A 24,922-nucleotide genomic window follows, 5' to 3' on the forward strand; every position below is an offset into this window, starting at 1 on the left:
CAGACCCTTCGGGATAGCCGGTAAGGAGGCCGGATGAATCCGATCACGTTGATCACGAATCTGCTGTTCTTCCAGCCGCTGGTCAACCTGCTGCTGGTGCTCTACGCCCTGTTGGGGCGGAACTTCGTCCTGGCCATCGTGGCCCTGACGGTGTTGATCCGCCTGCTGCTCTATCCGCTGATGGCCAAGCAGCAGCAGGCAATGAAGAAGATGCAGGAGCTCCAGCCCCGCCTGCAGGAGCTTCAGAAGAAATACGGGAAGGATCGGGAGAAGCTGGCCCAGGAGCAGATGAAGCTTTATAAGGAGGCAGGGGTCAACCCTCTGGGAGGGTGTCTCCCCCTCCTGATTCAGTTCCCGATCCTGATCGCTGTCTACCAGGCCATCATCCACGTCCTGGCCCTTAATCCCATCATGGTCATCGACCTAGCCAAGCTGCTCTACCGGTTCAATGGGTTCCCCGCCCTGGCCACCCTCCTTCCCATCCAGAGCCAGTTCCTGCTCTGGGACCTGGGGCGGCCGGAGCGGATCTTCGTCCCAGTGGGTGGGATCCTGATCCCGCTGCCGCTCATGACCCTCCTGGTGATCCTCACGACGTGGTGGTCCCAGAAGGTGATGACCCCGCCGAGCACGGATCCCCAAACGCGGATGACCACCCAGCTGATGAACCTGTATATGCCGCTCTTCTTCGGGTGGATCAGCTACAACCTAGCGGTGGGGTTGAGCATCTACTTCATCGTCACCAACCTGATCTCGGTGGTCCAGTTCGCCTTGGTCACGCGGGACTGGCGAGGAGCGCTGGCCCGCCGCTTGGCCCCGGGCCGGGCCCCGGTTACTCCTTCATCTTCAGCATCTTCGGGACCTGCCACGCCGGCGCCGCCTGCCCGCCCGCGCCGCAAGGCCCGGAGCGCGAAGTGAGAGAAGAGCGGGGGACGGCCCTCGCCTTCCTGATCACCGTTCCGGATCTCCACAAAGAGGTGAGCGATTGATGACGGATCTCGGATCATCTCCGGAGCTGATTGTCAGTGGTCCGACCATCGAGGCGGCCATCCAGGCCGGGCTGGCCCGGCTGGGGGTCCCCCGGGAAGCGGTGGAGATCGAGGTGCTGGATCCCGGGAGCCCGGGCTTCCTGGGCCTGGGGGCGCGGGAGGCCCGGGTGCGCCTGATCGTGCGCCGCCCGCCGGAGACACCTCCTCCACTTCCAGCTCCGGAGCAGGTCGAGGAAGCGATCGCGGAGGCTATCCACGGCCTTCTGGAATCCCTGGGGATGTCGGCCCGGCTCTCCATCGCCCAGGAGCCGGTGGAAGGGGCGGAGGGCTCCGAGCCCTCCACCATCTGGGCGGCGCGGATCGAGGGCCCCACGGCTGGGCGCCTGATCGGCCACCATGGCCGCACTCTTTATGCCTTCCAGACCCTGGTGCGGGCCATCGTGGCCCGGCGCCTCGGGGCGTTCGTCCCCCTGATCGTGGACATCAATGGCTACCGGGCGAAGCGGGCGGAGGCCCTCCGACGCCTGGCCCTGAAGAAAGCCGAACAGGTGATGGCCACCGGCCGCCCGGTCGAGCTGGAGCCGATGCCGGCCGCTGAACGCCGGGTGATCCACATGGCCCTGAAGGATCATCCGCGGGTGACCACTTACAGCATTGGGGAGGGCGAGGAGCGGCGGGTGGTGATCGCCATGCGCTGGACTACTGAGGAGTGACGATGTCCCCCGTGGATTACGTGATCATCGGCCATGTGTGTCGGGACCGGACGCCGGCCGGCCCGATGTTCGGAGGGACAGCAGCCTACGCCGGGCGGACGGCCCTGGCCCACGGCTGGCGGGTGGGGGTGATCACCAGCACTGGCCCGGACTGGGACCCCCGGCCGGCGCTGGATGGGGCGTATCTCATGAACCTCCCGGCGGAGCGGACCACCGAGTTCGAGAACGTGTATACCCCGGAGGGACGCCGGCAGCGCGTGCATGGCGTCGCCGAGCGGCTGCTCCCGGCCGCGGTCCCCCTGGAATGGCGCCGACCCCGGGTGGTCCACTTGGGCCCTATCGCTGGCGAGGTGGATCCCTCCCTGTTGGAGGCCTTTGAAGGCGCCCTGCGCGGGGTCACCCCGCAGGGCTGGATGCGCGCCTGGGATGCTCAGGGCCAGGTCTATCCCCAGCCCTGGCGGGAGGCAGAGTGGATCCTCCCCCGCGCCGATGCGGTGGTCTTCAGCGAGGAGGACATCCAGGGGGACTGGGAGACGGCCCGTCGCTGGGCGCGTCAGACGCGCATCCTGGTGGTCACTCAGGCGGCCCGGGGCGCCACTCTTTTCCTGGACGGCCTCCCCCATCCGATCCCGGCGTATCCGGTCGAGGAGGTGGATCCCACCGGCGCGGGGGATGTCTTCGCGGCGGCCTTCTTCATCCGGCTCTGGGAGACGCGGGACCCCTTGGCGGCGGCCCGGTATGCCGCGCGGGTGGCGGCCCTTTCGGTGACCCGACCGGGCCTGGAGGGCACTCCCCGGCCCGAGGAGATCGCGGCCATCCGGCGGGAGATGGCCTTCTGATCCCGGGCGAGGGAGCGCCGAGCGATGCCGGTTTACGCCTTCGCCAATCAAAAGGGTGGGGTGGGCAAGACGACCTCGGCGGTGAACCTGGCGGCGTGTCTGGCGGCCGCCGGGCGCTCGGTGCTGCTGGTCGACCTGGACCCCCAGGGCAACGCGACGGCCAGCCTGGGGATCGATCGCTCCGCTCTCCCGCGCTCCGTCTATGAGGCGCTCGTGGACGGCGCGCCCCTCCCGGAGCGGATCCTGCCCACGCGCTGGGAGGGCCTGCATCTGGCCCCGGCCGCCGTGGATCTGGCCGGCGCGGAAGTGGAGCTGGTTTCGGCGCCGGAACGGGAGTTCCGCCTCCGCCGGGCCCTGGAGGAGGTCCGCTCCGCTTACGATTACGTGCTGATCGATTGCCCTCCCAGCCTCGGCCTGCTGACCCTCAACGCCATGGTGGCAGCGGACGCCTTGATCGTCCCGGTGCAATGCGAGTATCTGGCCCTGGAAGGGCTTTCCCGCCTGCTTCAGACGATGACGCGGGTGCGCCAGCGGTTCAACCCCCGCCTGCACGTGCGGGGCTTCCTGCTGACTATGTTCGACGCCCGCTCGCGGCTGGCCCAGCAGGTGGTCGAGGAGGTGCGGCATCATTTCCCGGGGCGGGTGTTCCGGACGGTGATCCCCCGCAGCGTGCGCCTCGCGGAGGCGCCCAGCTACGGTCTCCCAATCATCGCCTATGCCCCGAATTCCCCGGGCGCCCTCGCCTATACGGCCCTGGCTCGGGAGCTGCTGCAGGGGGATGGCCTGCCGGTCCCTTCGCTGGAAGGAGGCGCGTATGGGCCGTAAATTCGGATTGGGGAAAGGCCTGGAGGCCCTGCTGCCGGCCGGCGAGGCCGCAGGCCTTCTGGAGGTCCCCATCGAGGCCATCGAGCCCAATCCTCACCAGCCCCGCCGGCAGATCGACGAGGCGGAGCTGGAGGAGCTGGCCCAGTCCATCCGGGAGCACGGCCTGCTGCAACCCCTGATCGTCACCCAGACCCAGGCGGACCCGCCGCGCTACACCCTGATCGCCGGGGAGCGCCGATGGCGGGCCGCCCGACGGGCCGGCCTGACGACGGTGCCGGTGGTGGTCCGCGAGGTGGCCCCCCAGCAGATGCTGGAGCTGGCCCTGGTGGAGAACCTGCAGCGGGCGGATCTCAACCCCATTGAGGAGGCCCAGGCCTACCGGTATTTGATCGAACAATTCGGCCTGACCCACGAGGAGGTCGCCCGCCGGGTCGGCCGGAGCCGGGCGACGATCACCAATGCCCTGCGCCTGCTCCAGCTGCCGCCCTCCATTCAAGCCCACCTGATGGAGGGGCGCATCACGGAGGGCCACGCCCGGGCCCTGCTGATGCTCCCCCACCCGGCCCAACAGGAGATGGTCCTCCGGCGCATCCTGGAGGAGGGCCTGAGCGTGCGGGCGACCGAGGAGCTGGCCCGCCGCCTGCAGGGCCAGCGCCCGGCCCGGCGGAAGGCAGCCTCCCTCCCGCCCGGCCTGGCGGAGCTGGAGGGCCGCCTGCGTCAGGCCTTGGGCACCAAGGTCCGGCTCTCTCATAACCGCAAAGGCGGGCGCATCGTCATCTACTACTATTCTGAGGAAGAACTGGAGGCCCTCCTTCGCCGCTTGCTCGGCTCCTCGTGATCCCATCATCCACCTCGACCCGGAGGTCCTTCCATGCCCAACCCGGCCCTCATCCGTGAGAAGGTGCGGCAGGCCATTGCCCTCCTGAACGAGAAGGGGATCGACGCCTGGCTCACGTTCGTCCGGGAGACAGAGCAGACTCGGGATCCCGTTCTGGATCTGATCCTGGACCTGAACGTCACTTGGATCTCGGCCTTCATCCTCACCGCCCAGGGGGATCGCGTGGCCATCGTCGGCCGGTTCGACCGGGAGAACGTGGCCGCCCTGGAAGTCTGGGATCCGGTCATCGGCTACGATGAGAGCATCCGGGGGCCCCTGGTGGAGACGCTCCAGCGGCTGAACCCCCGGGAGATCGCCATCAATTACTCGGAGAACGATCCGGCGGCCGACGGCTTGACCCACGGGATGTGGTGCATGCTCCACCGGCTCCTGAGCGGCACCCCCTTCGTCGGCCGCCTGATCTCGGCGGAGGACCTCATCGGAGCCCTGCGCGGCCGCAAGACCCCCCTGGAGCTGGAGGCGATCCGGCGGGCGGTGGAGACCACCGAGCGGCTGTTCGCAGAGATCGGGGCCTTCCTGCGTCCCGGTCGCACTGAGCGGGAGATTCAGGCCTTCGTCCACGAGCGGATGCGCGCCTATGGGGTGGAGCCGGCCTGGGATCCGGATTACTGCCCCATCGTCGCCGTGGGCCCTGAGGCCCCGGCAGGGCACGCGATGCCGGGGGATCGCCGGGTGGCGCCCGGCACCCTGGTCCACGTGGATCTGGGGATCCGTCAGGAGGGATTCTGCTCGGATCTGCAGCGCGTCTGGTATGTGCTGGGCGAGGGCGAGACGGAGCCCCCGCCGGAGGTCCAGCGGGCGTTCCGGGCGGTTCGGGAGGCGATCCAGGCGGGCTTTCAGGCCCTGCGGCCGGGCGTTCAGGGATGGGAAGTGGACGCCGCCGCCCGTCGCGCCCTAACCGGGCAGGGCTATCCGGAGTATCTGCACGCCTTGGGGCATCACATCGGGCGGACCGTGCATGATGGCTCCACGATCCTGGGGCCACGCTGGGAGCGTTATGGCCAGACCCCTTACGGGGTGGTGGAGGCCGGCAACGTGTTCACGCTGGAGTTGGGCGTGCGGGTGCCCGGGTATGGCTACGTCGGGCTGGAGGAGGACGTGCGGGTCACGCCCCATGGGGCGGAGTGGATCAGCCATCCGCAGGCGGAGCTCTGGGTGATCCGACCGTGAAGGAAGCAGGCTATGCCGATCTCGAAGACGCTGTGCTCCTCGCGCGGATCGCGGGAGGCGACGAGCAGGCGCTGGCGGCCCTTTACGACCGGCACGCGGCCCGGGCCTTCTCCCTCGCCATGCGCATCCTGGGCGACCCCGAGACCGCTGAGGAGGTGGTCTTGGATGTGTTCTGGAGCATCTGGCAGCACGCCGGGGCCTTCACGCCGGAGCGGGGCCGCTTCACCACTTGGCTCCACGCCATGGTGCGCCATCGGGCCATCGACGCCCTGCGCCGCCGTCGCGCCCGGCCGCCCCAGCTCCCGGAGCCCCCGCAGGGGGAGGTGGAACCTGCGCTCCCGGACCCCTCGGTGGAGGACCTGGTGGAGGCCCGGGAGCTGGCCCAGGCGATCCGGGAGGCCCTGGCGGCCCTCCCGCCTGCCCAGCGGCAGGTGCTGGAGCTGGCCTATTTCCGGGGATGGACCCATCGGGAGATCGCCGCGCATCTGGGCGAGCCCCTGGGGACCGTCAAGAGCCGCCTGTATCTGGCGCTGCGGAAGGTCCATGACTGGCTGGCCGAGCGGGGAATGATCCCATAAGGCGATCCGGGAAGGATCCTGAAGTGGGCCCCGTGCGTATCACGGATAGAGAGAACGCTACAAATCCGCGCGCGGCAGGGGCGCTACCTCTGGGGATGCTTCCGGAGGAAACCCGGATCACCGGGTCCCGTGGATGGAGCGAGGCGAAGCGATGGAGCACGAGATCCTGGAGGAAGAGCTGGCCGTTTACGCCCTGGGAGCGCTGCCGCCGGAGGAGGCGGCCGCGGTGGCGGCTCACCTGGCCGGGTGCCCGGAGTGCCGGGAGCGGGTGCGCCGTTACCGGGAGGCCGCCGCGGCCCTGGCCTATGCTGCCCCCCTGCGCCGTCCCTCGCCGCGCTTGAGGGCGCGGCTGCTGGCCGGGGCGCGGAGGACTTCACGGCGCAGCGAGCGCTGGCTGGGGCTGGGGATCGTCCTGGTCATCGCGATCCTCACGCTGGTGCTCTTTGCTCCCTCACTCCTCAGTTTCCGATCTGCGACGACGCCTCAGGTGTTCTCGCTTCAGGGGGCGGAGGCGGCACCGGATGCGCAGGGTTATCTCATCCTGGAAGACAGCCAAGGCCTGCTGGTGACCAAGGGACTGGCGGTCCCGCCGGAGGGCCAGGTCTACCAGGTCTGGTTTATGGACGCCGCCGGGCGCCGTGTCAGCGGCGGGATCTTCCGCACCCAGCCCCGACCGTATGGGGTCTATACGGTCACCGTTCCCCTCCCGTTGACGGCCTATGCGCGTATCGGGGTGACCCTGGAGCCGGAAGGCGGCAGCCCCTCTCCCACCGGCCCCCAGGTCCTGCGCGGCGTCCTGCGTTGATGGATTCCGGATCTTCGCCGCGTTCGGCCCTTGATCCGGAGGTGCCCATGCAGGCTGCGGACTGGATCCTGTGGAACGCCCGCATCTACACCCAGGACCCCGAGCAGCCGGAGGCGGAGGCCCTGGCCGTGGTGGGGGAAACCCTCGCGGCGGTGGGCCCCATGGAGGCGGTGCGGGCGTGGCAGGGGCCTCGCACCCGGGTCCTGGACCTGAAGGGCGCGACGGTGCTCCCGGGCCTGATCGACGCCCACTTCCATCTGGAGGGATATGCCCGCCTCCAGATGGGAGTGGACGTCGACACGCCGACCCTCGAGGAGGCCCTGGCCCGGGTGGCCCGGCAGGCGGCCACCCGGCCGCCCAGGGAGTGGATCGTCGGACGAGGATGGCTGCAGGAGCGCTGGGGACGCTTCCCCACGGCCGATGATCTGGACCGGGTGGCGCCGGCCCATCCGGTGGCTCTGTGGGCCCGCAGCGGCCATGCCCTCTGGGTCAACCGGGAAGCGATGCGCCGGGCGGGCGTCACCCGGGACACCCCGGATCCCCCAGGGGGGCGGATCGCCCGCGATGCGGCCGGGGAGCCCACCGGCCTCTTCTTCGAACGGGCCATCGACCTGATTGCTCAGATCATCCCCGAGCCGTCCGTCGAGGAGCTGGCAGAGGCCCTATATGAGGTGCTCTACGAGCTGGCCACCCTGGGGCTGACAGCGGTGCACAACTTCGATGGCCCCCGCAGCTTCGCCGCCCTCCAGATCCTCCACGCGCGGGGGGATCTCCCCCTGCGGGTGGTGCAGCACATTCCTTTGTCTGCGCTGGATCACGCCCTTGCCGTCGGGCTGCGCACCGGGTTCGGGGATGCCTGGCTGCGCATCGGGTCAGTGAAGATCTTCGCCGATGGGGCCCTGGGGCCGCGGACGGCGTGGATGCTGGAGCCCTACGAAGGGGAGCCGGAGAACACGGGGATCGCTTACACCTCCCCCGAGGTCATGCGGGAGGCCGCCCATCGGGCGACCCTCGGGGGCCTGTCCCTGGCGATTCACGCCATCGGCGACCGGGCGAACCGGGAGGTCCTGGATCTTTTCGAGGCGTTGCGGGCGCTGGAGGCTCAGCGCGGCATCCCACCGGAGGCCCGGCGGCACCGGATCGAACATGCCCAGCTCGTGCACCCGGCGGACATCCCCCGTTTCGGCGCCCTGGGGATCGTGGCCTCCATGCAGCCGATCCACGCGGTCTCGGATCGCCCCATGGCAGAGCGCTACTGGGGGAGCCGGTGCGCCACCGCCTACGCCTGGCGCCGCCTGAAGGCGGCGGGGGCCCGGCTGGCCTTCGGCTCCGACGCCCCGGTGGAGCCCCCGAACCCGTGGTGGGGCCTGCACGCGGCGGTGGTCCGCGACGGCTGGCATCCCGAGCAGGCCCTTTCTCTGACTGAGGCCCTGGAGGCCTACACCATGGGCCCGGCCTGGGCCGCCGGCCTGGAGCGATGGCAGGGCCGGCTGCGGCCCGGGATGTGGGCGGACCTCATCGTGCTCCCCGAGGATCCCTTCCGGATTCCCCCGGATGCCCTGCGGGATCTGGAGGTTCTGGGGACCATGGTCGGCGGCCGCTGGGTGTTCCGAAAGGGGAGCCATCTTCTGGACTGAACGCATTTGGAGGATCCCCATCTCTCGCAGGAGGGGCGCAGCGCCGCTGCGCCCCTACAGACCGGGTGTGGGAGACCCGCAAGGGCCTTGACAATCCCACCAACATCGAAGGGGATGACCCGATAGAAGCCCTTCTTCGATCGTGATCATAGGGATTCTTCCGCTGGCTGGCTCCCAGCAGGTCGGGCGGTAGGGGCGGGGGATCTCTGAAAGGTGAGCAGCACTCCGACGAGGATCAGCGCAGCCCCGAGGTAGCCCAGCGGCCCGAAGCGTTCCCCCCAGGCCAGGTAGGAGACGAGCGCTGCGACCACTGGCTCCACGGTGGCAACCACCGCTGCTCGGGTCGCCTCCAGCCGTCGCAGGCCAACGGAGTAGGTCAGATAGGCCAGGTAGGTGGAGCCCACGGTGAGGAGAAGGACGGCGCCCCAAGCGGGTAGGGTCGGCGGATGGAAGGAGACCAGGGGCAGCAGGGCAAGGGCACCCACCGGCATAGCGTAAGCGAAGAGCGTCGGCGTTTCGTAGCGCGGAAGGTAGAGCTTCCCGAACAGATAATACAGGGCATAGGTGAACCCGGCGGTCAATCCCCAGAGGATGCCAGCGACGCTGATGCGCACGGTGCCTCCTTGAAGGCTGACCCCTGCCACCCCGAGCAGGGTGAGCGTCAAAGCGGCCAGCTTGCGCGGCCCCATCGCCTCCTTCAAGAAGATCCAGGAGAGCAGGGCCACCCAGGCGGGGGCGGTGTAGAGCAAGACCGCAGCCATCGCCCCGCCGCCGGCTTGCACCGCGAACTGGAAGGAGGCGTAAAACAGCGCCACACCGACGAGGCCGAAGGCGACCACGATGGGAAGATCCCTTCGAGCCACGCAAACCCGGCCGAGGCGGAGGGCATGGAGGCCGAACAACAGGCCGGCGAGAGCCGCCCGCCAGAAGGCCACCTCCAGGGGTGTCCATCCAGAGGCGAAGGCCAGCCGGCTCAGCGGGCCGATCAGTCCCCACAGGCAAGCGGCGGCGAGGACGTAGAGGTAACCGATCATCCGGAGGACTCCGGGGACGGGTTGGGATTCTGCGCAGGGCCGGCCGGGGTTGCCTCCTGGAGCCGGCGGGCGAGCTCCTCTCGCAACCAGGCCTCGATGTCCTCGACGCCGACGCGACTCAGGTCGAACCACCGGATGCGAGAGTCTTCCAGCCGGAACCAGTTATACTGATGATGCACGAAGGCGCGGGTGGCCGATCGGATGCGGCGGATCGCCTCCTCCAGCGGGATCTCACCCCGCAGATACGCCCCGATCTGCCGGTAGCCCAGGCCGGTCATGGCCGGGAGCTCCCACGGGTAGCGCTCGGCCAAGCGGCGCACCTCCTCGATCAGCCCCGCGGCGATCATACGCTCCACCCGCTCATCGATCCGCCGGTAGAGCTCCTCCCGGGGCCGCGTCAGGCCGATCATGATCGTGGCGTAAGGCGGCGGGTTCTTGCGCCGCTGGGCGGAGAAGGGCTGCCCGGTGCGGTAGCAGACCTCCAGGGCGCGGATCACCCGCCGCAGGTTGCGGGGATCGATCCGGGCCGCCGCTTCGGGGTCCAGCCGGCGCAGCTCTTCATACAGGGCTCCGGGCCCCTCCCGTTGCGCCCGTTCCTCCAGGGCCTGCCGTAGCGCGGGGTCCGGTGGGGCCGGAGGGATCTGCCAGCCCTCCACCACCGCCCAGACGTAGAGCCCGGTCCCCCCGACCAGGAAGGGCAATCGCCCCCGCCGGTGGATCTCCTCAATGGCGGCGTAGGCCATGCGCTGGTATTCGGCCAGGGTCAGGGGGCAGTCCGGGTCGGTGACATCGATCAGGTGATGGGGGACGCGGGCCCGCTCCTTCGGCGTGGGCTTGGCGGTGCCGATGTCCATCCCCCGGTAGATCTGGCGGGAGTCGGCGGAGACGATCTCGCCGTTCAGTCGCTCCGCCAGGATCAGCGCGACCTCGCTCTTCCCGACGGCAGTAGGCCCCACGATGGCCACCAGGGGGCGCGGAGGGGAAGGGCGCTCTGTCATCCCCGATCCCTCAGAGGACCTCCGCGATGAGCCCGCCGAGCAGGGCGGTAAGCAGCCCCAGGTAGAGGAAGCAGTGCAACCCCGCCACCAGGTCCACGAGGGGGAGACCCGGCGCCAGACGGTGGAGGAGGACCATCAGGAAGTCCAGGAGGATCAGGCCGACCCCGATGAGGATGGGCAGGCCCTTGTAATGGGCCAAGAACTCGGCGGTGCGATCGATCCAGCGGTTCAGATCCGGCATTCGGGCCCCCGCCGGATTCACCGCACGGGCTCTCGTGAGGCCCGTTCGGCCTCGGAGTGTTCCAGATAAGGGCGGAAGGCAGCCAGCAGCCGGGCGGGCAGCCGGCCCGAGAGGGTGACCTCGCTGTCAGTGTGGGCTTCCCACTCCACCATGCCCTGCTCATAGAACAGGGCGATGAGGTCCCCCCGGCTCAGGGGCAGCCGCACCCGCACTGACGTGAGGCTCTGATAGAGGATCGCCTCCACCTTGCGCAGCAGGTCCTCCAGGCCGATGCCGTAGGCGGCGGAGATGGCCACGAAGTCGGGATGTTCCGCGGCCAGGGCGCGGGCCTGCTCCGGGTCCGGAAGCCGGTCGATCTTGTTGAGGGCGGTGATCATCGGGATGTCCTGCACCCCGATCTCCCGCAGGGTGCGGATCACCACCTGGGCCTGTTGCCGGGCGTTGGGATGGGTGATGTCGAGGACGTGGATGATCAGGTCGGCCTCGTTGATCTCCTCCAGGGTGGCCCGGAAGGCGGCCACCAGCGGATGGGGGAGCTTCTGGATGAACCCGACGGTGTCAGTGAAGAGGGCGATGCCTCCCGCGGGGAGCTTCACCCGCCGCGTGGTGGGGTCCAGGGTGGCGAAGAGCTGGTCGGCCACCAGGACGTGGGCCCCGGAGACGGCGTTGAGGAGGGTGGACTTGCCGGCGTTGGTGTAGCCCACCAGGGCGACCACCGGGATCTGGGCGCGGCGTCGCCGCTCGCGGTAGCGCTGGCGGTGGGCCCGCACCTCCTCCAGTTCGCGCTTGAGATGGGCGATGCGCTCCTTGATCCGCCGGCGGTCGATCTCCAGCTGCTTCTCGCCGGGCCCCCGCAGGCCCACCCCGCTGATCCCCCCGCGGCCGAAGGAGCCGCCGGCCTGCTGGGCCAGGTTCTGCCAGCGCCGGGTCAGCCGGGGCAGGCGATATTCATACTGGGCCAGCTCCACCTGGAGGGCCCCTTCCCGGGTGTGGGCATGCTGGGCGAAGATGTCAAGGATCAGGGCCGTGCGGTCCAGCACCCGCACCTCGTCGCCAAAGGCGTTCTCCAGGTTGCGTTGCTGGGAGGGGGAGAGCTCATCGTCGAAGATGACCATGTTGGCGTTCATGGCCCGGACCAGGGCGCGGATCTCCTCCACCTTCCCGGGCCCGATGTAGGTGGCGGGGTGGATCCGGCGCAGGCGCTGGACCGCCCGGCCGACGACCTCCACGCCGGCCGTGCGGGCCAGCTGCGCCAGCTCGTCCAGGGAGTCCTCCACGGGCAGCAGCCCCGGCTTCCCATAGACTTCCGTGCCGACCAGCACGGCGCGATCGACCGGGGCCGTCGTCTCCCGGGTTTCTCGTCCGATCGGACACCTCCTTGTCCGCGGTTAGGGGCGCGGGGCACCGGACCGGCGTCCTTCTCGCCAGGCGGTCCAGAGCGCCCATCCGAAGACCAGGGCTTCGAACAGGGCAGCGGCGATGAGATAGGGCTCATAGCTCATCCCTCACCCTCCCAGAGCCTGCTGGAAGGCCTGGATGCGGCGCGCGGCTTCCTCCAGGCGGGGGACCGGCTGGACCAGGGAGATCCGGATGTAGCCTTCGCCGGCCTCGCCGAACATGGCCCCGGGGGCGACGGAGACGCCGGTGGCCTCCAGCAGCCGGGCGGCGTAATCGGCGCTGCGCCAGCCCTCGGGCAGCCGCGCCCACACATAAATCGTGGCACGGGGCCGCTCCGTCGTCAAGCCCGCGGCGTTCAGGGCGTCCACCATCACGTCCCGCCGCCGGGCGTATTCGGCGTTGCGCTCCGCCATCCACTCGTCGTCGTGGGTGAGGGCCACGGCCGCGGCCTCCTGGATGGGGCGGAAGTGCCCGGAGTCGATGTTGCTTTTGAGCCGGGCCAGGGTGCCCACCACCTCCGCGTTGCCCACCAGCATCCCCACACGCCAGCCGGCCATGTTGTGGGATTTGGAGAGGGAGTAGAACTCCACGGCCACCTCTTTGGCCCCCGGGACGCTGAGGACGCTGGGGGCTCGGTAGCCGTCGAAGGCGACGTCGGCGTAGGGGTTATCGTAGGCCAGGAGCAGGTTGTGCCGGCGGGCGAAAGCCACCGCCTCCGTTAGGAACTCCGGGGTGGGGCAGGCGGCGGTGGGATTGTTGGGATAGTTCAGCCAGAGGATCTTCGCCCGGGCCAGGACCTCGGCGGGGATCTCGGAGAAATCCGGGAACCAGCCCCGCTCCCGCCGCAGCGGCATGTAGAAGACATCGGCCCCGGCCGCCAGGGCCCCATCCGTGTAGGTGGGGTATCCCGGGGAGGGGACTAAGGCGACATCCCCTGGGCCCAGGTAGGCCAGGCTCAGGTTGAAGATCCCCTCCTTGGAGCCGATGAGGATCAGGACCTCGCGGTCGGGGTCGAGCGCCACGCCGAAGCGGCGGGCGTAGAAGCGGGCCACCGCCTGGCGCAGGGCGGGGATCCCCCGGTAGCCGGCGTAACCGTGGGCCCGGGGGTCCCGCGCGCTTTTTTCCATGGCCTCGAGGATGAAGGATGGGGGGGCCATATCCGGGCTGCCGATGTCCAGGCGGATGACGTCGCGGCCCTCTGCCTGGAGCTCCGCGATCCGCCGCTCCAGGGCGGCGAAGGGATACGGCTTCAGGCGCTGCATGCGCTCCGAGGGGGCAGGCGGCATCTCCCTTCCACCTCCATGGTTTCCCCCTATTGTATCTGGCAGACAGGAAATCCGCATAGGATGGCTGGGGTGCAGGGCCTTTCAGATTTTCTGGGCGTGTAGGGCAACTGCTCGCAGTTGCCCCACATAATGCGCGGGTCCGGTAGGGACGACCCGCCGGGTCGCCCGATCACGGCCGGCGCGCGCGCAGCCGGTCCACCGTGTGGGGGGGGACCGGGAGGGCTCCGAGGAGGATGCGGCCGTCGGGGGTGGGACCGTGGAAGTCGCTGCCGCCGGTGGGGACCAGGTCGTAGATCCGGGCGATCTCCATCAACCGGGCGGTGTCGGCCTCGGAGTGGTCAGGATGATAGACCTCCAGGCCGGCCAACCCGGCCTCCCACAGGCTCCGGAGATCCCGGGGGAGGCCGGAGCGGCCCGGGTGGGCCAGGACCGCCACCCCCCCGGCGGCCCGGATCCGCGCGATGACCTCCTGGGGATCCACGGGCCGCCGGGGCACATAGGCCGGGCGATCCCGTCCCAGGTAACGGCGGAAGGCCTCCGCCTCGTCGGCCACGTAGCCTTGTTCCACCATCGCCCGGGCCAGATGCGGGCGCCCCAGCACGTCCCCCCGGGCCAGCTCCAGCACCCGCTCCCAGGGGACCGGCAGCCCCAGCCGGGCTAGGCGCTCGGCCATTGCCCGGATCCGCTCCACCCGCTCCGCCTGCATGGCCTCCAGCATACGGAGCAGCTCCGGGTGGAGGGGATCGATGAAGTAGCCCAGCAGGTCGATCTCCTCCTCCGGGCCGCCGACGCTGATCTCCACACCGGGGATCACCTCCAGGGGGGTGCCGCGGGCATGGGCCGCCGCCTCGAGGACACCCTGGGTGGTCTCATGGTCGGTGATGGCCAGGTATCGGAGGCCGCGCGAGAGGGCCTCCTGCACCACCCGGGCGGGGGTCCACAGGCCATCCGAGGCGGTGGTGTGGACGTGGAGGTCGAGGCGGACGCTCATCGCTTTTCGATGACGAAGCGGATGGCTGTCCGCTCCTGGTCGTTGATCTTGACGTCGGTGAACTCGGGGATGCAGACGATGTCGATGCCATCCTGGGCGAGGTAGGTGCGGGCGATGCAGATGGCCTTGACCGCCTGGTTGACGGCCCCGGCCCCGATGGCCTGCACCTCCGCCCGCCCGCGCTCCCGGATGACACCTGCGATGGCGCCGGCCACGGCTGTGGTGCGTGACTTGGCAGCAACCTTAATGGTATCCATGCTCTCCCTCCGTGGGGCTGAAGGATGGCGATGGGAAACCGCGGCCTGTGGTGAGGGATGCGCTTTCCGGTTGAGCGGCAGACCTCCTCCCGTGGATTCAGGGCAACGGAGGGAGCGACCCGCCGTTGCGGCCGGTTTGGGGAATATTATAACCTGGAGCGCCACAATGTGGCGTAGGGCTTGAGGGAGCCGGCAGCGCAGCCCCGCCTTCAGCGGGACAGCCGCCGGACGATGCGCCCCCGGCTCAGGTCGTAGGGGGAGAGCTCCACCAGCACCCGGTCCCCCAGGAGCACGCGAATGTAATACATCCGCATCCGGCCGGAGAGGTGGGCCAGCACCTCATGGCCGTTGTCCAGGCGGACCTTGAACATCGTATTCGGAAGGGTCTCCACCACAGTGCCTTCCACCTGGATGACATCCTTGGCCTTCTCGCCGCCTTTCGCCATCGAGCCTCCCGGGACCTCGAGGGTTGTCTCTTCGGACGCGATGCTTCATCCATATTTTAGCGGGGATCCGGAGGGAGGAGAATCCGCACGGACTCCTCCTCATCGCCCCTGCAGCCGCATCCACCAGGCCTGCCAGGGGAGGGGAGTGGGGGTAGGGGTAGGAGGAGATGGCGGAGGAGAGGCCGACGGGGTCCACGATAGGCGGTAGGGGGTTTCGTTTGGGCGGACCATCCCGGCCTCCAAGCGGGCCCAGCGGGCGACGAACTCCTCGCTCTGGACGTAGCGGGCCTGTTCGGCCAGGCGGGTTGCTCGGGCCTGTTCGGTGGCGATGGCCGCGCGCAGGCGCTCCGCCCGTTCCACCCGCTGCCGGTAGATCTCCAGGTTCTCCCAGGCGATGTGGGCCAGGGCGAGCAGGGCGGCCAGCACGGTGAGGCGGACCCCCCAGCGCCATATCCGATCCAGCCAGCGGCGCATGCGGCGCTTCCTTACTCAGGAGTTGGACAGGCGCTTTTCTCAACAAAAAGCCCGGAGGCGGGAGCGGCCTCCGGGCAGTGCCGGGGGCGGGATTTGAACCCGCACGGGCGCATGCCCACCACGCCCTGAACGTGGCGCGTCTGCCAGTTCCGCCACCCCGGCGTTTCGTTTTCAATTCTACCAGGGCCGTCCGGGATGTCAAATCCGCCGGGGCGGCGGCTTCATCCTCCGGAAGCTCCCTCACCGAACGCCGGCGAGGGCCTGGGCGCGCTCCTGAGCGTCCAGGGCGGCGATAGCCGCGATGAAGACGATGTCCTGGACCTCGTCGCCGGTCTGGAGCACGTGGACGGGCTTGCCCATCCCCAGAAGGATCGGCCCGATGGCCTGGGCGTTCCCGAGGCGCTGCAGCAGCTTATACGAGACGTTCGCCGCCTCCAGGTCCGGGAAGACCAGCACGTTGGCGTCCTTCACCCGGCTGAAGGGGTAGCGCTCCTCGATGATCTCCGGCACCACCGCCGTGTCGGCCTGCATCTCCCCGTCGATCAGGATGTCCGGCCGCCGCTGGCGCACGATCTCCACGGCCTGGCGCACCTTCTCGGAGAGCGGGTGGCGGGTGCTGCCGAAGTTGGAGAAGGAGAGCATGGCCACCCGCGGCTCAATGTCGAAGCGCCGGGCGAAGTCGGCCGCCATGATGGCGATCTCCGCCAGGTCCTCGGCTGTGGGTTCGATGTTCACCGTGGCGTCGGTGAAGAAGTAGACCTTCTCCTTCACGATCATGATGTAAAGCCCGGCGACCTTGCGCATGCCCTCCCGGACCCCCACGACCTGGAGGGCGGGGCGGATGACGGCGGGGTAGTCGTAGGTGAGGCCGGAGATGAAGGCGTCGGCGTCCCCCATCTCGACCATCATGGGCCCGAAGTAGTTGGGCTCCCGCATCAGCGTGCGGGCCAGGGGGAGGGTGACGCCTTTGCGCTGCCGCTTCTCGTAGAGGCGCTGGGCGTATTCCTCCAGCCGCGGGAACTCGGGCGGGTAGACGATCTCCGGCTGGCAGCGCAGCCCCAGCTCCTCGATGCGCCGGCGGATGACCTCGGGGCGCCCGATGAGGATGGGCCGGCCGATCCCCTCCTCCTGGATCAGGGCGGCGGCCCGCAGGATCTTGGGCTCCTCGCCCTCCCCGAAGGCGATGCGCTTGGGGGCCGCCTTCGCCTTGTTGATGATGAAGCGCATCACCTGGGTGCCCTTGCCCAGCCGGGCGGCCAGCCGCTCCCGGTATTCCTCGACGTCGATGTGGATCCGCGCCACGCCGGTCTCCATGGCCGCCTGGGCGACCGCCGGCGCCTCCCAGAGCATCACCCGCGGGTCCAGCGGCTTCGGGATGATGTAGTCCGGCCCGAAGCGCAGCGTCTCCAGCCCGTAGGCCTTCAGCACGCTGTCCGGCACGTCCTCCCGGGCCAGGGCGGCCAGGGCCCGGGCCGCGGCCAGCTTCATCTCGTCGTTGATCGCCCGCGCCCGCACGTCCAGGGCCCCGCGGAAGATGAAGGGGAAGCCCAGGACGTTGTTGACCTGGTTGGGGTAATCGCTGCGGCCGGTGGCCACGATGGCGTCGGGGCGGACCTCCTTGGCCAGCTCGTAGCGGATCTCGGGGTCCGGGTTGGCCAGGGCGAAGATGATGGGCCGCTCGGCCATGGATTTCACCATCTCGGGGGTGAGCACGTCCGCCACTGAGAGGCCCAGGAAGACGTCGGCTCCCCGGATGGCCTCGGCGAGGGTGCGGGCCTCGGTGTCGGCGGCGAAGCGCTCCTTGTAGGGGTTCATCCCCTCCTTGCGTCCCTTGTAGATCACCCCCTTCGTGTCCAGCAGGATGAGGTTCTCCTTGCGCACCCCCAGCTTCACCCAGAGATCGGCGCAGGCGATGCCGGAGGCCCCCGCGCCGTTGATCACCACCTTGATCTCATCGATGCGCTTGCCCACCAGCTCCAGGGCGTTGAGCAGGGCGGCCGCGGAGATCACCGCCGTCCCATGCTGGTCGTCGTGGAAGACCGGGATGTCCAGGGTAGCCCGCAGGGTTTCCTCGATGTAGAAGCACTCCGGCGCCTTGATGTCCTCCAGGTTGATCCCCCCGAAGGTGGGGGCGATGGCCTGCACCACCCGGATGAACTCATCCGGATCCCGGGTGTTCACCTCGATGTCGATGGCATCCACATCGGCGAACTTCTTGAAGAGCACCGCCTTGCCTTCCATCACCGGCTTGGAGGCCAGGGCCCCCCGATCCCCCAGGCCCAGGATGGCGGTGCCGTTGGAGATCACCGCCACCAGGTTCCCCTTGATGGTATATTCATAAGCCAGGTCTGGGTCCTTCTCGATCTCCAGGACCGGATACGCCACGCCCGGGCTGTAGGCCAGGGAGAGGTCCCGCTGGGTGATCATGGGCTTGGTGGGGACGATCTCCAGCTTGCCCGGACGGCCTTTGCGGTGGTATTCCAGGGCGTCTTCCCGGAGCATGGGAACCTCCTTGCTGGGTAAGCTGTGCCGGATCCGCGCCTTCCACCTTACCCCCGCGCCGGAGGCCCGGCAAACCGGTCCGGGGCGGGCTGTCCTGGGACTTCCTAATCTGTCCTGAATGGAGTTACGGCGCCGTTACATCGTTCAGTAAACGAATGCCTCCAGTGCGTAGGGGGCGACGCGGGGGCCTTCCCCTCCCGGGGCGCGCAGGCCGGCGCGGAGGGCCTCGGCCTGTGCCCGGCGCTCCGCCGGGGAGAGGGGGCGGATCCCCCAGGCCTCCGCTGCCGCGCGGTAGGGCGTCCCCGGCATCTCCACGAAGTCCGAAAGGTAAACCAGATCCCGTCGGTCCAGCGGCATGGCCTTTAAGACGGCCAGCGTATCCTCCACGTGACCATGGGCGAAGCGGTCCCCGCCGACCCCGATCATGACGATCACCCCGACGGAGAGGCCGGCAGCCTTCAGCCGACGCACGGTCTCGATCATCCCTTCCACCGTCGCGGGCTTGCGCAGGAACTCCAGCAGGGGCGCATGCCCGCTCTCCAGGCCGATGTAGACCCGGCGCAACCCCATGGCGCGCAGCTGGGCGTAATCCTCCACGGTCTTCCGCAGCCCGGTGAAGCCGTCCAGGAAGGCGTAGATCCCGGCGAAGCCGCGCCCGGAGCCGTCGGCCTGCAGCGGGAAGGCTTGTCGCAGACGCTCCAGGAGGGCGATCAGGCGGGGCATCGGGATGGCGAGGGCGTTGGCGCTGCCCAGGAAGATCGTCCGCCGCATCCACAGGCCCTCGCCGAAGAAGTCGCGGATCGCATGCAGGTGGGCCTCGAACGCCTCGGGGGAGCGCACCCGGAAGGGCACCGACCGATAGAACCCGCAGAAGATGCAGGTGTTGAAGGGGCAGCCGGTGGTCGCCTGGACAACGAGGGAGAGATACTGATCCGGGGGGAGGATCCCGATGGGGGCGTAGACCTCCGTGAACCGTCGCGCGTCGGCCTCCAGGGCTTCGAAGTCCATCGCGGCCGCTCGCCGGAGCGCCTCCAGGATGCGGAACCAGTCCTCCGGATCGGGAGGCGGGGTGATCCAGCGGAGGGAGGGGGTGGAGAGCGCGCGAAGCAACTCCCGAAGCCGCCGGGCGAGCTCCTCCTCCAGGGCGCGGACTTCCTCCCGGGAGAGCCAGCGACGTTGGAGCCCCTCGGGGGTCATCCGGATGGCCTGGATCCGGTTGTCGAGCCCGCGGCGGTAGGTGAGCTCCCCAAGGGTGGCGCTCCAGAGGCGGCCGGCGCGATCATAGGCCAGGACATCGCGCCCGTAGAGGTGAAGGGAGAGGGCGCCGGGCTGCAGGTTCAGGGTCACCGGTCCTTCCCGGGTCTCCAGCCGGACCATCATCCTCGCCGCCTGGGGCGAATCCCGGGCCCCTCTTTCCACCCTCAGTTTATACACGTGGAAGGCATTCGGCAAGGTCTAGGGCGGAAGTTTGGAGGAGCGGCTTTCGCCGTGACCCGGACCCTGGGTGCGGGCCGAAATCCATTTCGGCATCCCTGTGGTGAGGGGTAAGGGGCCGTCCGCGAATGGGAACACGAATACACGAATGCGGGGAATCTATTCCGTCGGGGCGGATGCCGCCGCGAACCCTTGCGGGATCGAAGACGCGAAGCTCGGGGTTGAAGTCCCCTATGTAAGCCGAGATTCATTTCGGCCTCCATGCGCAGCAGCGGCTTTCGCCGCAAACCATTGCGTCATCGAAAACAGTGGTTCGGGGCTGAAGCCCCTCCTACAAAAATCATCGACCTGGCATCCACGCGGTAGCCGCGATCCTTGCCCCATCGAGTGGAAGCCCCCTACAGCAGGGGCGCGTCCGGGTGGGGGACGCGGGCCGTCAGGATCTCCTCGCCGTCCTCCGTGGCGGCCACAGCGAGGAACCCGGGCATGGGCCCGAGATCCCGGTATCCTCGCCCCTCGGGGGCGAGGCGCGCGTCCCGGGCGAAGAGGGCGGATTGCCCGTAGAAGGCCAGGTCGAACAGCGCCCCGGTCATCATCGGGTTCAGGGCGTAGGCGAAGCGACCCTCCTGCACGGTGGCCGCCCACGCGCCCCGCAGCCAATCCGCTTGCTGTTCGGGGGTCCAGGGGCCCGGGTTGGCTGAGGGCTGGACCAGGATCTGCGCCCCCTGGCGGGCGAGGAGCTCCCGCACCGGGGATTCCGGGACGAAGGCGTCCAGGCAGACGGCGATCCCGATGCGACCGACTTCTGTGTCGAAAACCCGGATCGCCTCCGGCGCCCCAGGGGAGAGATCCAGCCCGGCGGGGCCTTCCAGGTCGATGAGGGCGACCTTGGTCTGGAGCCCGATCAGACGCCCGTCAGGGCCGAAGAGGGCCGCCGTGTTGTAGACCGCTGGACCCCGTGGGCGTAGCGGGCGGGGAAGTTCCCCTTCACGGATCCCGTAATCCGCGAGGGGGGCCGAGCCAGCGACGAGGTAAATCCGGTGGGCACGGGCTAGCTGGGAGAAGGTCTCCAGATAGAGGCGGGCGAGGAGGGGGTTGATCGTCAGCAGAAGGGCGCGGGCCCAGCTGACCCGGTGGCGCAGGCGCCGGTAGAGGGCGGGGAGGAGCCGTCGGCGCAGGGCGAAGGCCATCGCCGCCGCCATCGAGGGCTGGCGGATCAACCCCGGGGGGAGGATGGCCAGGGCGGCGAGCAGCCCGACATCCTCCGGAAGGGCCACCAGGGCCGGCGCCCGGGGATCCAGGGGGGCGCACGCCTGCTGGAGCAAGGCAGCCATCCGGGCGGCGAAGGCCTCCGGCGAGCGCCCATCCGCCACGCTCCAGCGCATCTGGACGGCGACCAACTGGATCGTCAGGGACACCGGGCTGGACCTCCTCCAAGGGCTCAGGGGGTGGAAGGTCGATCCGCGTTTCGATACAGGCCGTGGGCGTGGATGTAGGCCTCCACCTCCGGGGGGACCAGATAGCGGATGGAGCCGCCCTGTCGGACCCGCCGACGCAGGTCGTGGGAGGCGATGTCCAGGAAAGGGGCGTCCAGCCAGATCAAGCGGCGGCTGATCCCAGGCAGCGCCTGCTCCAGCAGCGGCATGTGGACCACATAGCCGGGCCGCGGCATCACCGCCAGCCAGGTCATCTGGATCAGGCGGTGCGGATCCCGCCAGCGAGGGAGATCCACCAGGGAGTCCGAGCCCATCAGGAAGAAGAACTCCGCCTCCGGGTAGGCCTCCCGCAGGATCGTCAGCAGGTCCACGGTGTAATGGGGGCCGGGGCGATCGATGTCCGCCCGGGAGATCTCGAAGAAGGGGTTGCCGGCGATGGCCAGCTCCAGCATCTGCAGGCGGTGGGCGATGGGGGTGACCTCCGCCGTCGGTTTGTGGGGCGGTTGCGCGGCGGGGATGAACAGCACCCGATCCAGCTGCAGCTGGATCCGGGCCTGCTCCGCCAGCACCAGATGTCCGTAGTGGGGAGGATCGAAGGTCCCTCCCAGCAACCCCAGGCGTTTCATCGGGCTCGCTCCGAAGGCCTTTGCGCCGATTGAAATCGGCCTCTTCAGGCGCTTCGCGCCGGGCGTCGGCCTGCGCCGACGCGAAGGGTGATTTTCCGGTCGGCGGAGGCCGACCGTTGGCCCAAGGCCTTTCGAGGTCGAATTCATTCGACGCGTTTTGACGCCGATTGAAATCGGCCTTCTAAGGCGCTGCGCGCCGGGCGTCGGTCTACGCCGACGCGAAGGATGCTTTCCCGGTCGGCGCAGGCCGACCGTTGGCCGGAGGCCTTTCGAAGGTCGAATTCATTCGACCCCCATCGCCTCACGATCGCTTCCCCACATCTGCCCAGTCCACCCATTCCAGAACCGCATCGCCGATGTAGACGGTGTCCCCGGGTCGCACCCCGGCCTTCTCCAGGGCCTCGATGACCCCCAGGCGCTCCAGCTGGCGGTGGAGGTGCATGAGGCCCTCCTCGGAATCGAGGCGGGCCATCCGCACCGCCCGCTCCGCCGCCGTCCCCAGGACCCGCCAGCCCTCCCGCTCCCGGACCACCCGGATCGGCGTCTCGCGGCGCAGGAGGGGAGCGGTGGGCTGCAGCGGGGGCGGAGGCGGCGCCTCCTGCAGCCGCTTCCACGCCTCCCACATCAGGGCGCGGGTTCCCTGCCGGGCGGCCGCCGAGATCGGGTGGACGGTGAGGCCGCGGGCGGCGAAGGCGGCCTCCACCTCCGGCCAGCGGGCCCGGACCTCCGGCAGGTCCATCTTGTTGAAGGCGATGAGCTCCGGACGCTTCAGCAGCTCCGGGTTGTAGTGGCCCAGCTCGGAGCGGATCGCCTCGTAATCCCCGACGGGATCAGGGGAGAGGCCGTCGAGCAGGTGGATGAGGACGCGGGTGCGCTCGATGTGGCGCAGGAAGGTCAGGCCGAGGCCGGCGCCCCGGTGGGCCCCCTCGATCAAGCCGGGGAGATCCGCCAGGACGAAAGAGGCAGTGTCGTCCAGGACCACCACCCCCAGGTGGGGGTGGAGGGTGGTGAAGGGGTAGTCGGCGATCTTCGGGCGGGCGGCGGTGACGGCGGCCAGCAGGGTGGATTTGCCGGCGTTGGGCTTGCCGATCAGCCCGACGTCGGCCAGCAGCCGCAGCTCGAGATGGAGGCGGCGGAACTCCCCGGGCTCCCCGCGCTCCGCGAAGCGGGGGGCCTGGTTCGTGGGGGAGGCGAAGGCGGCGTTCCCCCGCCCGCCCCGCCCGCCCCGGGCGACCACGACGGATTGTCCGGGTTCCGTGAGGTCGGCCAGGATCTCCCCCGTGTCCGCGTCCCGGACCACGGTGCCAGGGGGCACCTCGAGGATGAGGTCTTCGCCGCTGGCGCCGGTTTTGCGGCCCCCGCGGCCGCGGCGGCCGTCCTCCGCCCGGAAGCGGCGGTGGCGGTAATAGTAGGCCAGGGTGTTCAGATGGGGGTTCACCCGCAGGATCACATCCCCGCCCTTCCCGCCGTCCCCGCCGTCCGGCCCGCCCAGGGGCACGTATTTCTCCCGGCGGAAGGAGACGCACCCGTCGCCTCCATTCCCGGCCTGGACCTCAATGATCACCTCATCGCAGAAAACCCACGCTTCGCTCATGGGGATCCCTCCTATCGATCTTTATCATTTTAGTCGGAGTCCTGCCCCTTGCCGCCCGCCCAGCGGCTGCAACAGGTCGGAAGGCTCAAGCGGACACCGTCTTTCCCGATGCGGCCTGCTGGAGAGGCCATCCGGTGCTATCATGGCTTCCGGAGCGGGGCGGTTTGCCGCAGGGCCGCGCGATGCCCGGTGGTGAGACAAGGGGGGAAACGATGCGCCGTCCATCCCTCCACGCCGTGGGACGCAGACTTCGGTCCCGGCTTTTTCGCCTTTGGATTTATGATCTCCCCCTCCTCCTCGCTTCCCTGGTCCAGGGCCGAGGAGAGCCCGTTCCCCTTGTCCTCCTGATCACCGGCATCGTTCTCTTCCTGGTTGGGCTCTTTCCTCTTCCCGTTTCGGATTCAGAACCGTTGGTGGAGTTTCGCCTGGGTCCCTTCAGGATCGTCCTTCCCATACGCGCACTGGCCCGGTATGGAATGGGGCTTGGTTTCGTGTTGATCGGAGCGGGGATCGTCATCTGGATGGCCGGGCGCTGGGGAGCGTCCCGCGCCGGGTTCTGGAGGGCCCTGGAGGACCTGGGGGTCCGGGTGGTGTGGGATGGGGAAGCGGAGGGCTTCCGGGAGCGCCTGGATGCGGCGATGGGCTTTGCCCTCGGCCGGGGCCCCTCCGGCCGGCTGCTCCCCCTTTATGTGCCCCGGCGGGAGGAGGAAGAAGCCCTCCGCATTCTCCAAGAACACGTTTGGGGCTCTGAGAAGCAAGCCTATGGGGTGGTGATCGCCGGCCCGCCGGCGGCCGGCAAGACCCGGACGGCGATGGAGCTCGCGATCCGCCTTAACCCTCCCCTCGTCCTGGTCTGGCCTCGGGGGAGGAAGGAGGGGGCCCAGCCCTTCCCCCGTGGGATCAAGATGCCAATCCCCCGGGCCCCTGTGCTGGCGGATGACCTTCCCCTGCGGCCGAGAGGGGAGGGTCCCTCCCTGCCGGAGGGGCTGATGGATCTGCTTTGGGCGTGCCCCGATCTGGCCCTCCTCGCCACGGCGCGGACGGACCGCATCCCTCCGGATGTGCGGGAGGTGCGGGTGGTGGAACTCCAGGCGATGGGTCGGGAGGATTGCCAGGGGTTGGCGCAAGCGGTCGCGGAGGCGGAGGGGCGGCGTGTGGAGGAAGTGTGGGGGCGCTTCGCCGGCCATCCCGGGAGCCTGGTGGCCGGGTTGGATGTATTCAAACAGTGCTACCGAGACCTCCCTGCGGAGATGGGCCGGGTGTTAGGGGTGCAGGAGGCGGCCAGGCGAGATCGGCTGGGGGAGATGGGACAGCGGTTTCTGCAAAGCGCCCGGGCCCTGTGGGACCTGGGGGTTCGGACCCTGACCCTGGAGCGGGTTTGGGGGGTGGTGGAGAGGGCTGGAGGGGCGGCCGTGACGCCTGCGGACCGGGATCCGGTGCTGAGGGCGCTGGAGACGCTGGCCTTCCTGCGCGTGGAGCGAAAGAAGAGGGGAGAAGTGGCGAGGTTCTACGAAGGGATCCTGACCAAAGCGATCCCTCCGCCGGAGGCGGAATGGGAGCGAACGGCCCGGGAAACGCTCCGGGAGCGAAAAGACGCTGCGGCTTTTATAGAGATCGGGAACACGTGGGCGGAAGAATACAGTCCGGCCTACCAGCGCAACCCTCGGGAGGCCCTGCGGCGGGCGATCGCAGCTTATGAGGAGGCGCTGCGTTTTTACACTCCCGATGTGGCCCCGCTGGATTATGCCAGGACC

General features: G+C 69.2%; 24 protein-coding genes and 1 tRNA gene. 10 read left to right on the top strand and 15 right to left on the bottom strand.

The features are described from left to right. Nucleotides 1–33 precede the first annotated feature (33 nt). The 9 genes from CFB18_RS12070 (at nt 34) to CFB18_RS12110 (ending at nt 8,451) form a co-directional block, all read left to right on the top strand. The gene (locus CFB18_RS12070; RefSeq protein ID WP_088572055.1) at nt 34–915 is read left to right on the top strand and encodes a YidC/Oxa1 family membrane protein insertase; all 882 of its coding nucleotides are present in this window, start codon (nt 34–36) and stop codon (nt 913–915) included. 70 nt (nt 916–985) lie between these two features. Next, a complete protein-coding gene (gene jag / locus CFB18_RS12075) occupies nt 986–1,699 on the top strand; it encodes an RNA-binding cell elongation regulator Jag/EloR (protein WP_088572056.1) in 714 nt (237 codons plus the stop codon). Nucleotides 1,700–1,701: 2 nt separating this feature from the next. Further along, nucleotides 1,702–2,538, top strand: a complete 837-nt coding sequence (locus CFB18_RS12080) for a PfkB family carbohydrate kinase (protein ID WP_088572057.1) — start codon at nt 1,702–1,704, stop codon at nt 2,536–2,538. Nucleotides 2,539–2,562: 24 nt separating this feature from the next. After that, nucleotides 2,563–3,363 (top strand): ParA family protein, encoded by an 801-nt coding sequence (locus CFB18_RS12085; RefSeq protein ID WP_088572058.1) that lies wholly within the window; start codon nt 2,563–2,565, stop codon nt 3,361–3,363. Further along, on the top strand, nt 3,353–4,201 hold the full coding sequence (locus CFB18_RS12090) for a ParB/RepB/Spo0J family partition protein (RefSeq protein ID WP_088572059.1): 849 nt from the start codon (nt 3,353–3,355) through the stop codon (nt 4,199–4,201). The genes CFB18_RS12085 and CFB18_RS12090 overlap by 11 nt, the downstream gene beginning before the upstream one ends. 33 nt (nt 4,202–4,234) lie before the next feature. Next, nucleotides 4,235–5,431, top strand: a complete 1,197-nt coding sequence (locus tag CFB18_RS12095) for a M24 family metallopeptidase (RefSeq protein WP_088572060.1) — start codon at nt 4,235–4,237, stop codon at nt 5,429–5,431. Beyond that, a complete protein-coding gene (locus CFB18_RS12100; protein WP_159461734.1) occupies nt 5,428–6,009 on the top strand; it encodes an RNA polymerase sigma factor in 582 nt (193 codons plus the stop codon). The genes CFB18_RS12095 and CFB18_RS12100 overlap by 4 nt, the downstream gene beginning before the upstream one ends. Before the next feature lie 151 nt (nt 6,010–6,160). Then, entirely contained in the window at nt 6,161–6,814 is a 654-nt protein-coding gene (locus tag CFB18_RS12105) for an anti-sigma factor (RefSeq protein WP_159461735.1), read from the top strand. Nucleotides 6,815–6,861: 47 nt separating this feature from the next. Continuing rightward, on the top strand, nt 6,862–8,451 hold the full coding sequence (locus CFB18_RS12110; protein ID WP_088572062.1) for an amidohydrolase: 1,590 nt from the start codon (nt 6,862–6,864) through the stop codon (nt 8,449–8,451). A 146-nt stretch (nt 8,452–8,597) separates the two neighbouring features. Here the strand turns inward: CFB18_RS12110 and CFB18_RS12115 are convergent, their stop codons facing one another. From CFB18_RS12115 to obgE, 15 genes are all read right to left on the bottom strand, one after another. After that, on the bottom strand, nt 8,598–9,485 hold the full coding sequence (locus tag CFB18_RS12115; RefSeq protein WP_088572063.1) for a DMT family transporter: 888 nt from the start codon (nt 9,483–9,485) through the stop codon (nt 8,598–8,600). After that, entirely contained in the window at nt 9,482–10,483 is a 1,002-nt protein-coding gene (gene miaA / locus CFB18_RS12120; RefSeq protein WP_088572064.1) for a tRNA (adenosine(37)-N6)-dimethylallyltransferase MiaA, read from the bottom strand. The genes CFB18_RS12115 and miaA overlap by 4 nt, the downstream gene beginning before the upstream one ends. 10 nt (nt 10,484–10,493) lie before the next feature. After that, entirely contained in the window at nt 10,494–10,724 is a 231-nt protein-coding gene (locus CFB18_RS12125) for a hypothetical protein (protein ID WP_088572065.1), read from the bottom strand. 17 nt (nt 10,725–10,741) lie between these two features. Further along, nucleotides 10,742–12,046: a GTPase HflX gene (gene hflX, locus CFB18_RS12130; RefSeq protein WP_200808204.1), complete on the bottom strand. Its 1,305-nt coding sequence runs from the start codon at nt 12,044–12,046 to the stop codon at nt 10,742–10,744. A 183-nt stretch (nt 12,047–12,229) separates the two neighbouring features. Next, on the bottom strand, nt 12,230–13,408 hold the full coding sequence (locus tag CFB18_RS12135; protein WP_088572067.1) for an aminotransferase class I/II-fold pyridoxal phosphate-dependent enzyme: 1,179 nt from the start codon (nt 13,406–13,408) through the stop codon (nt 12,230–12,232). A gap of 169 nt (nt 13,409–13,577) precedes the next feature. After that, nucleotides 13,578–14,399 (bottom strand): PHP domain-containing protein, encoded by an 822-nt coding sequence (locus tag CFB18_RS12140; protein ID WP_088572068.1) that lies wholly within the window; start codon nt 14,397–14,399, stop codon nt 13,578–13,580. Further along, entirely contained in the window at nt 14,396–14,656 is a 261-nt protein-coding gene (locus CFB18_RS12145; protein ID WP_088572069.1) for a stage V sporulation protein S, read from the bottom strand. The genes CFB18_RS12140 and CFB18_RS12145 overlap by 4 nt, the downstream gene beginning before the upstream one ends. A 209-nt stretch (nt 14,657–14,865) precedes the next feature. Beyond that, nucleotides 14,866–15,102 (bottom strand): translation initiation factor IF-1, encoded by a 237-nt coding sequence (infA, locus tag CFB18_RS12150; protein WP_088572070.1) that lies wholly within the window; start codon nt 15,100–15,102, stop codon nt 14,866–14,868. A gap of 99 nt (nt 15,103–15,201) precedes the next feature. Next, nucleotides 15,202–15,576, bottom strand: coding sequence for a septum formation initiator family protein (locus tag CFB18_RS12155; protein WP_088572071.1), 375 nt, complete (start codon nt 15,574–15,576; stop codon nt 15,202–15,204). A 78-nt stretch (nt 15,577–15,654) separates the two neighbouring features. Then, a tRNA-Leu gene (locus CFB18_RS12160) sits at nt 15,655–15,738 on the bottom strand. 78 nt (nt 15,739–15,816) lie between these two features. Next, nucleotides 15,817–18,078, bottom strand: coding sequence for an NADP-dependent malic enzyme (locus CFB18_RS16400; RefSeq protein WP_088572072.1), 2,262 nt, complete (start codon nt 18,076–18,078; stop codon nt 15,817–15,819). 144 nt (nt 18,079–18,222) lie between these two features. Then, a complete protein-coding gene (locus tag CFB18_RS12170) occupies nt 18,223–19,458 on the bottom strand; it encodes a radical SAM protein (RefSeq protein ID WP_088572073.1) in 1,236 nt (411 codons plus the stop codon). Between the two features lie 452 nt (nt 19,459–19,910). Next, on the bottom strand, nt 19,911–20,930 hold the full coding sequence (locus CFB18_RS12175; protein ID WP_088572074.1) for a carbon-nitrogen hydrolase family protein: 1,020 nt from the start codon (nt 20,928–20,930) through the stop codon (nt 19,911–19,913). Nucleotides 20,931–20,953: 23 nt separating this feature from the next. Next, the gene (nadD, locus tag CFB18_RS12180; RefSeq protein ID WP_088572075.1) at nt 20,954–21,574 is read right to left on the bottom strand and encodes a nicotinate-nucleotide adenylyltransferase; all 621 of its coding nucleotides are present in this window, start codon (nt 21,572–21,574) and stop codon (nt 20,954–20,956) included. A gap of 301 nt (nt 21,575–21,875) precedes the next feature. Beyond that, nucleotides 21,876–23,168: a GTPase ObgE gene (obgE, locus tag CFB18_RS12185; RefSeq protein WP_088572076.1), complete on the bottom strand. Its 1,293-nt coding sequence runs from the start codon at nt 23,166–23,168 to the stop codon at nt 21,876–21,878. A 491-nt stretch (nt 23,169–23,659) separates the two neighbouring features. Here obgE and CFB18_RS12190 point away from each other — a divergent pair. Then, on the top strand, nt 23,660–24,922 hold a 1,263-nt coding region (locus CFB18_RS12190), incomplete at its 3' end, for a hypothetical protein (protein WP_143597611.1).

This window comes from Thermoflexus hugenholtzii JAD2, from assembly GCF_900187885.1.
Taxonomy (GTDB): Bacteria; Chloroflexota; Anaerolineae; order Thermoflexales; family Thermoflexaceae; genus Thermoflexus; species Thermoflexus hugenholtzii.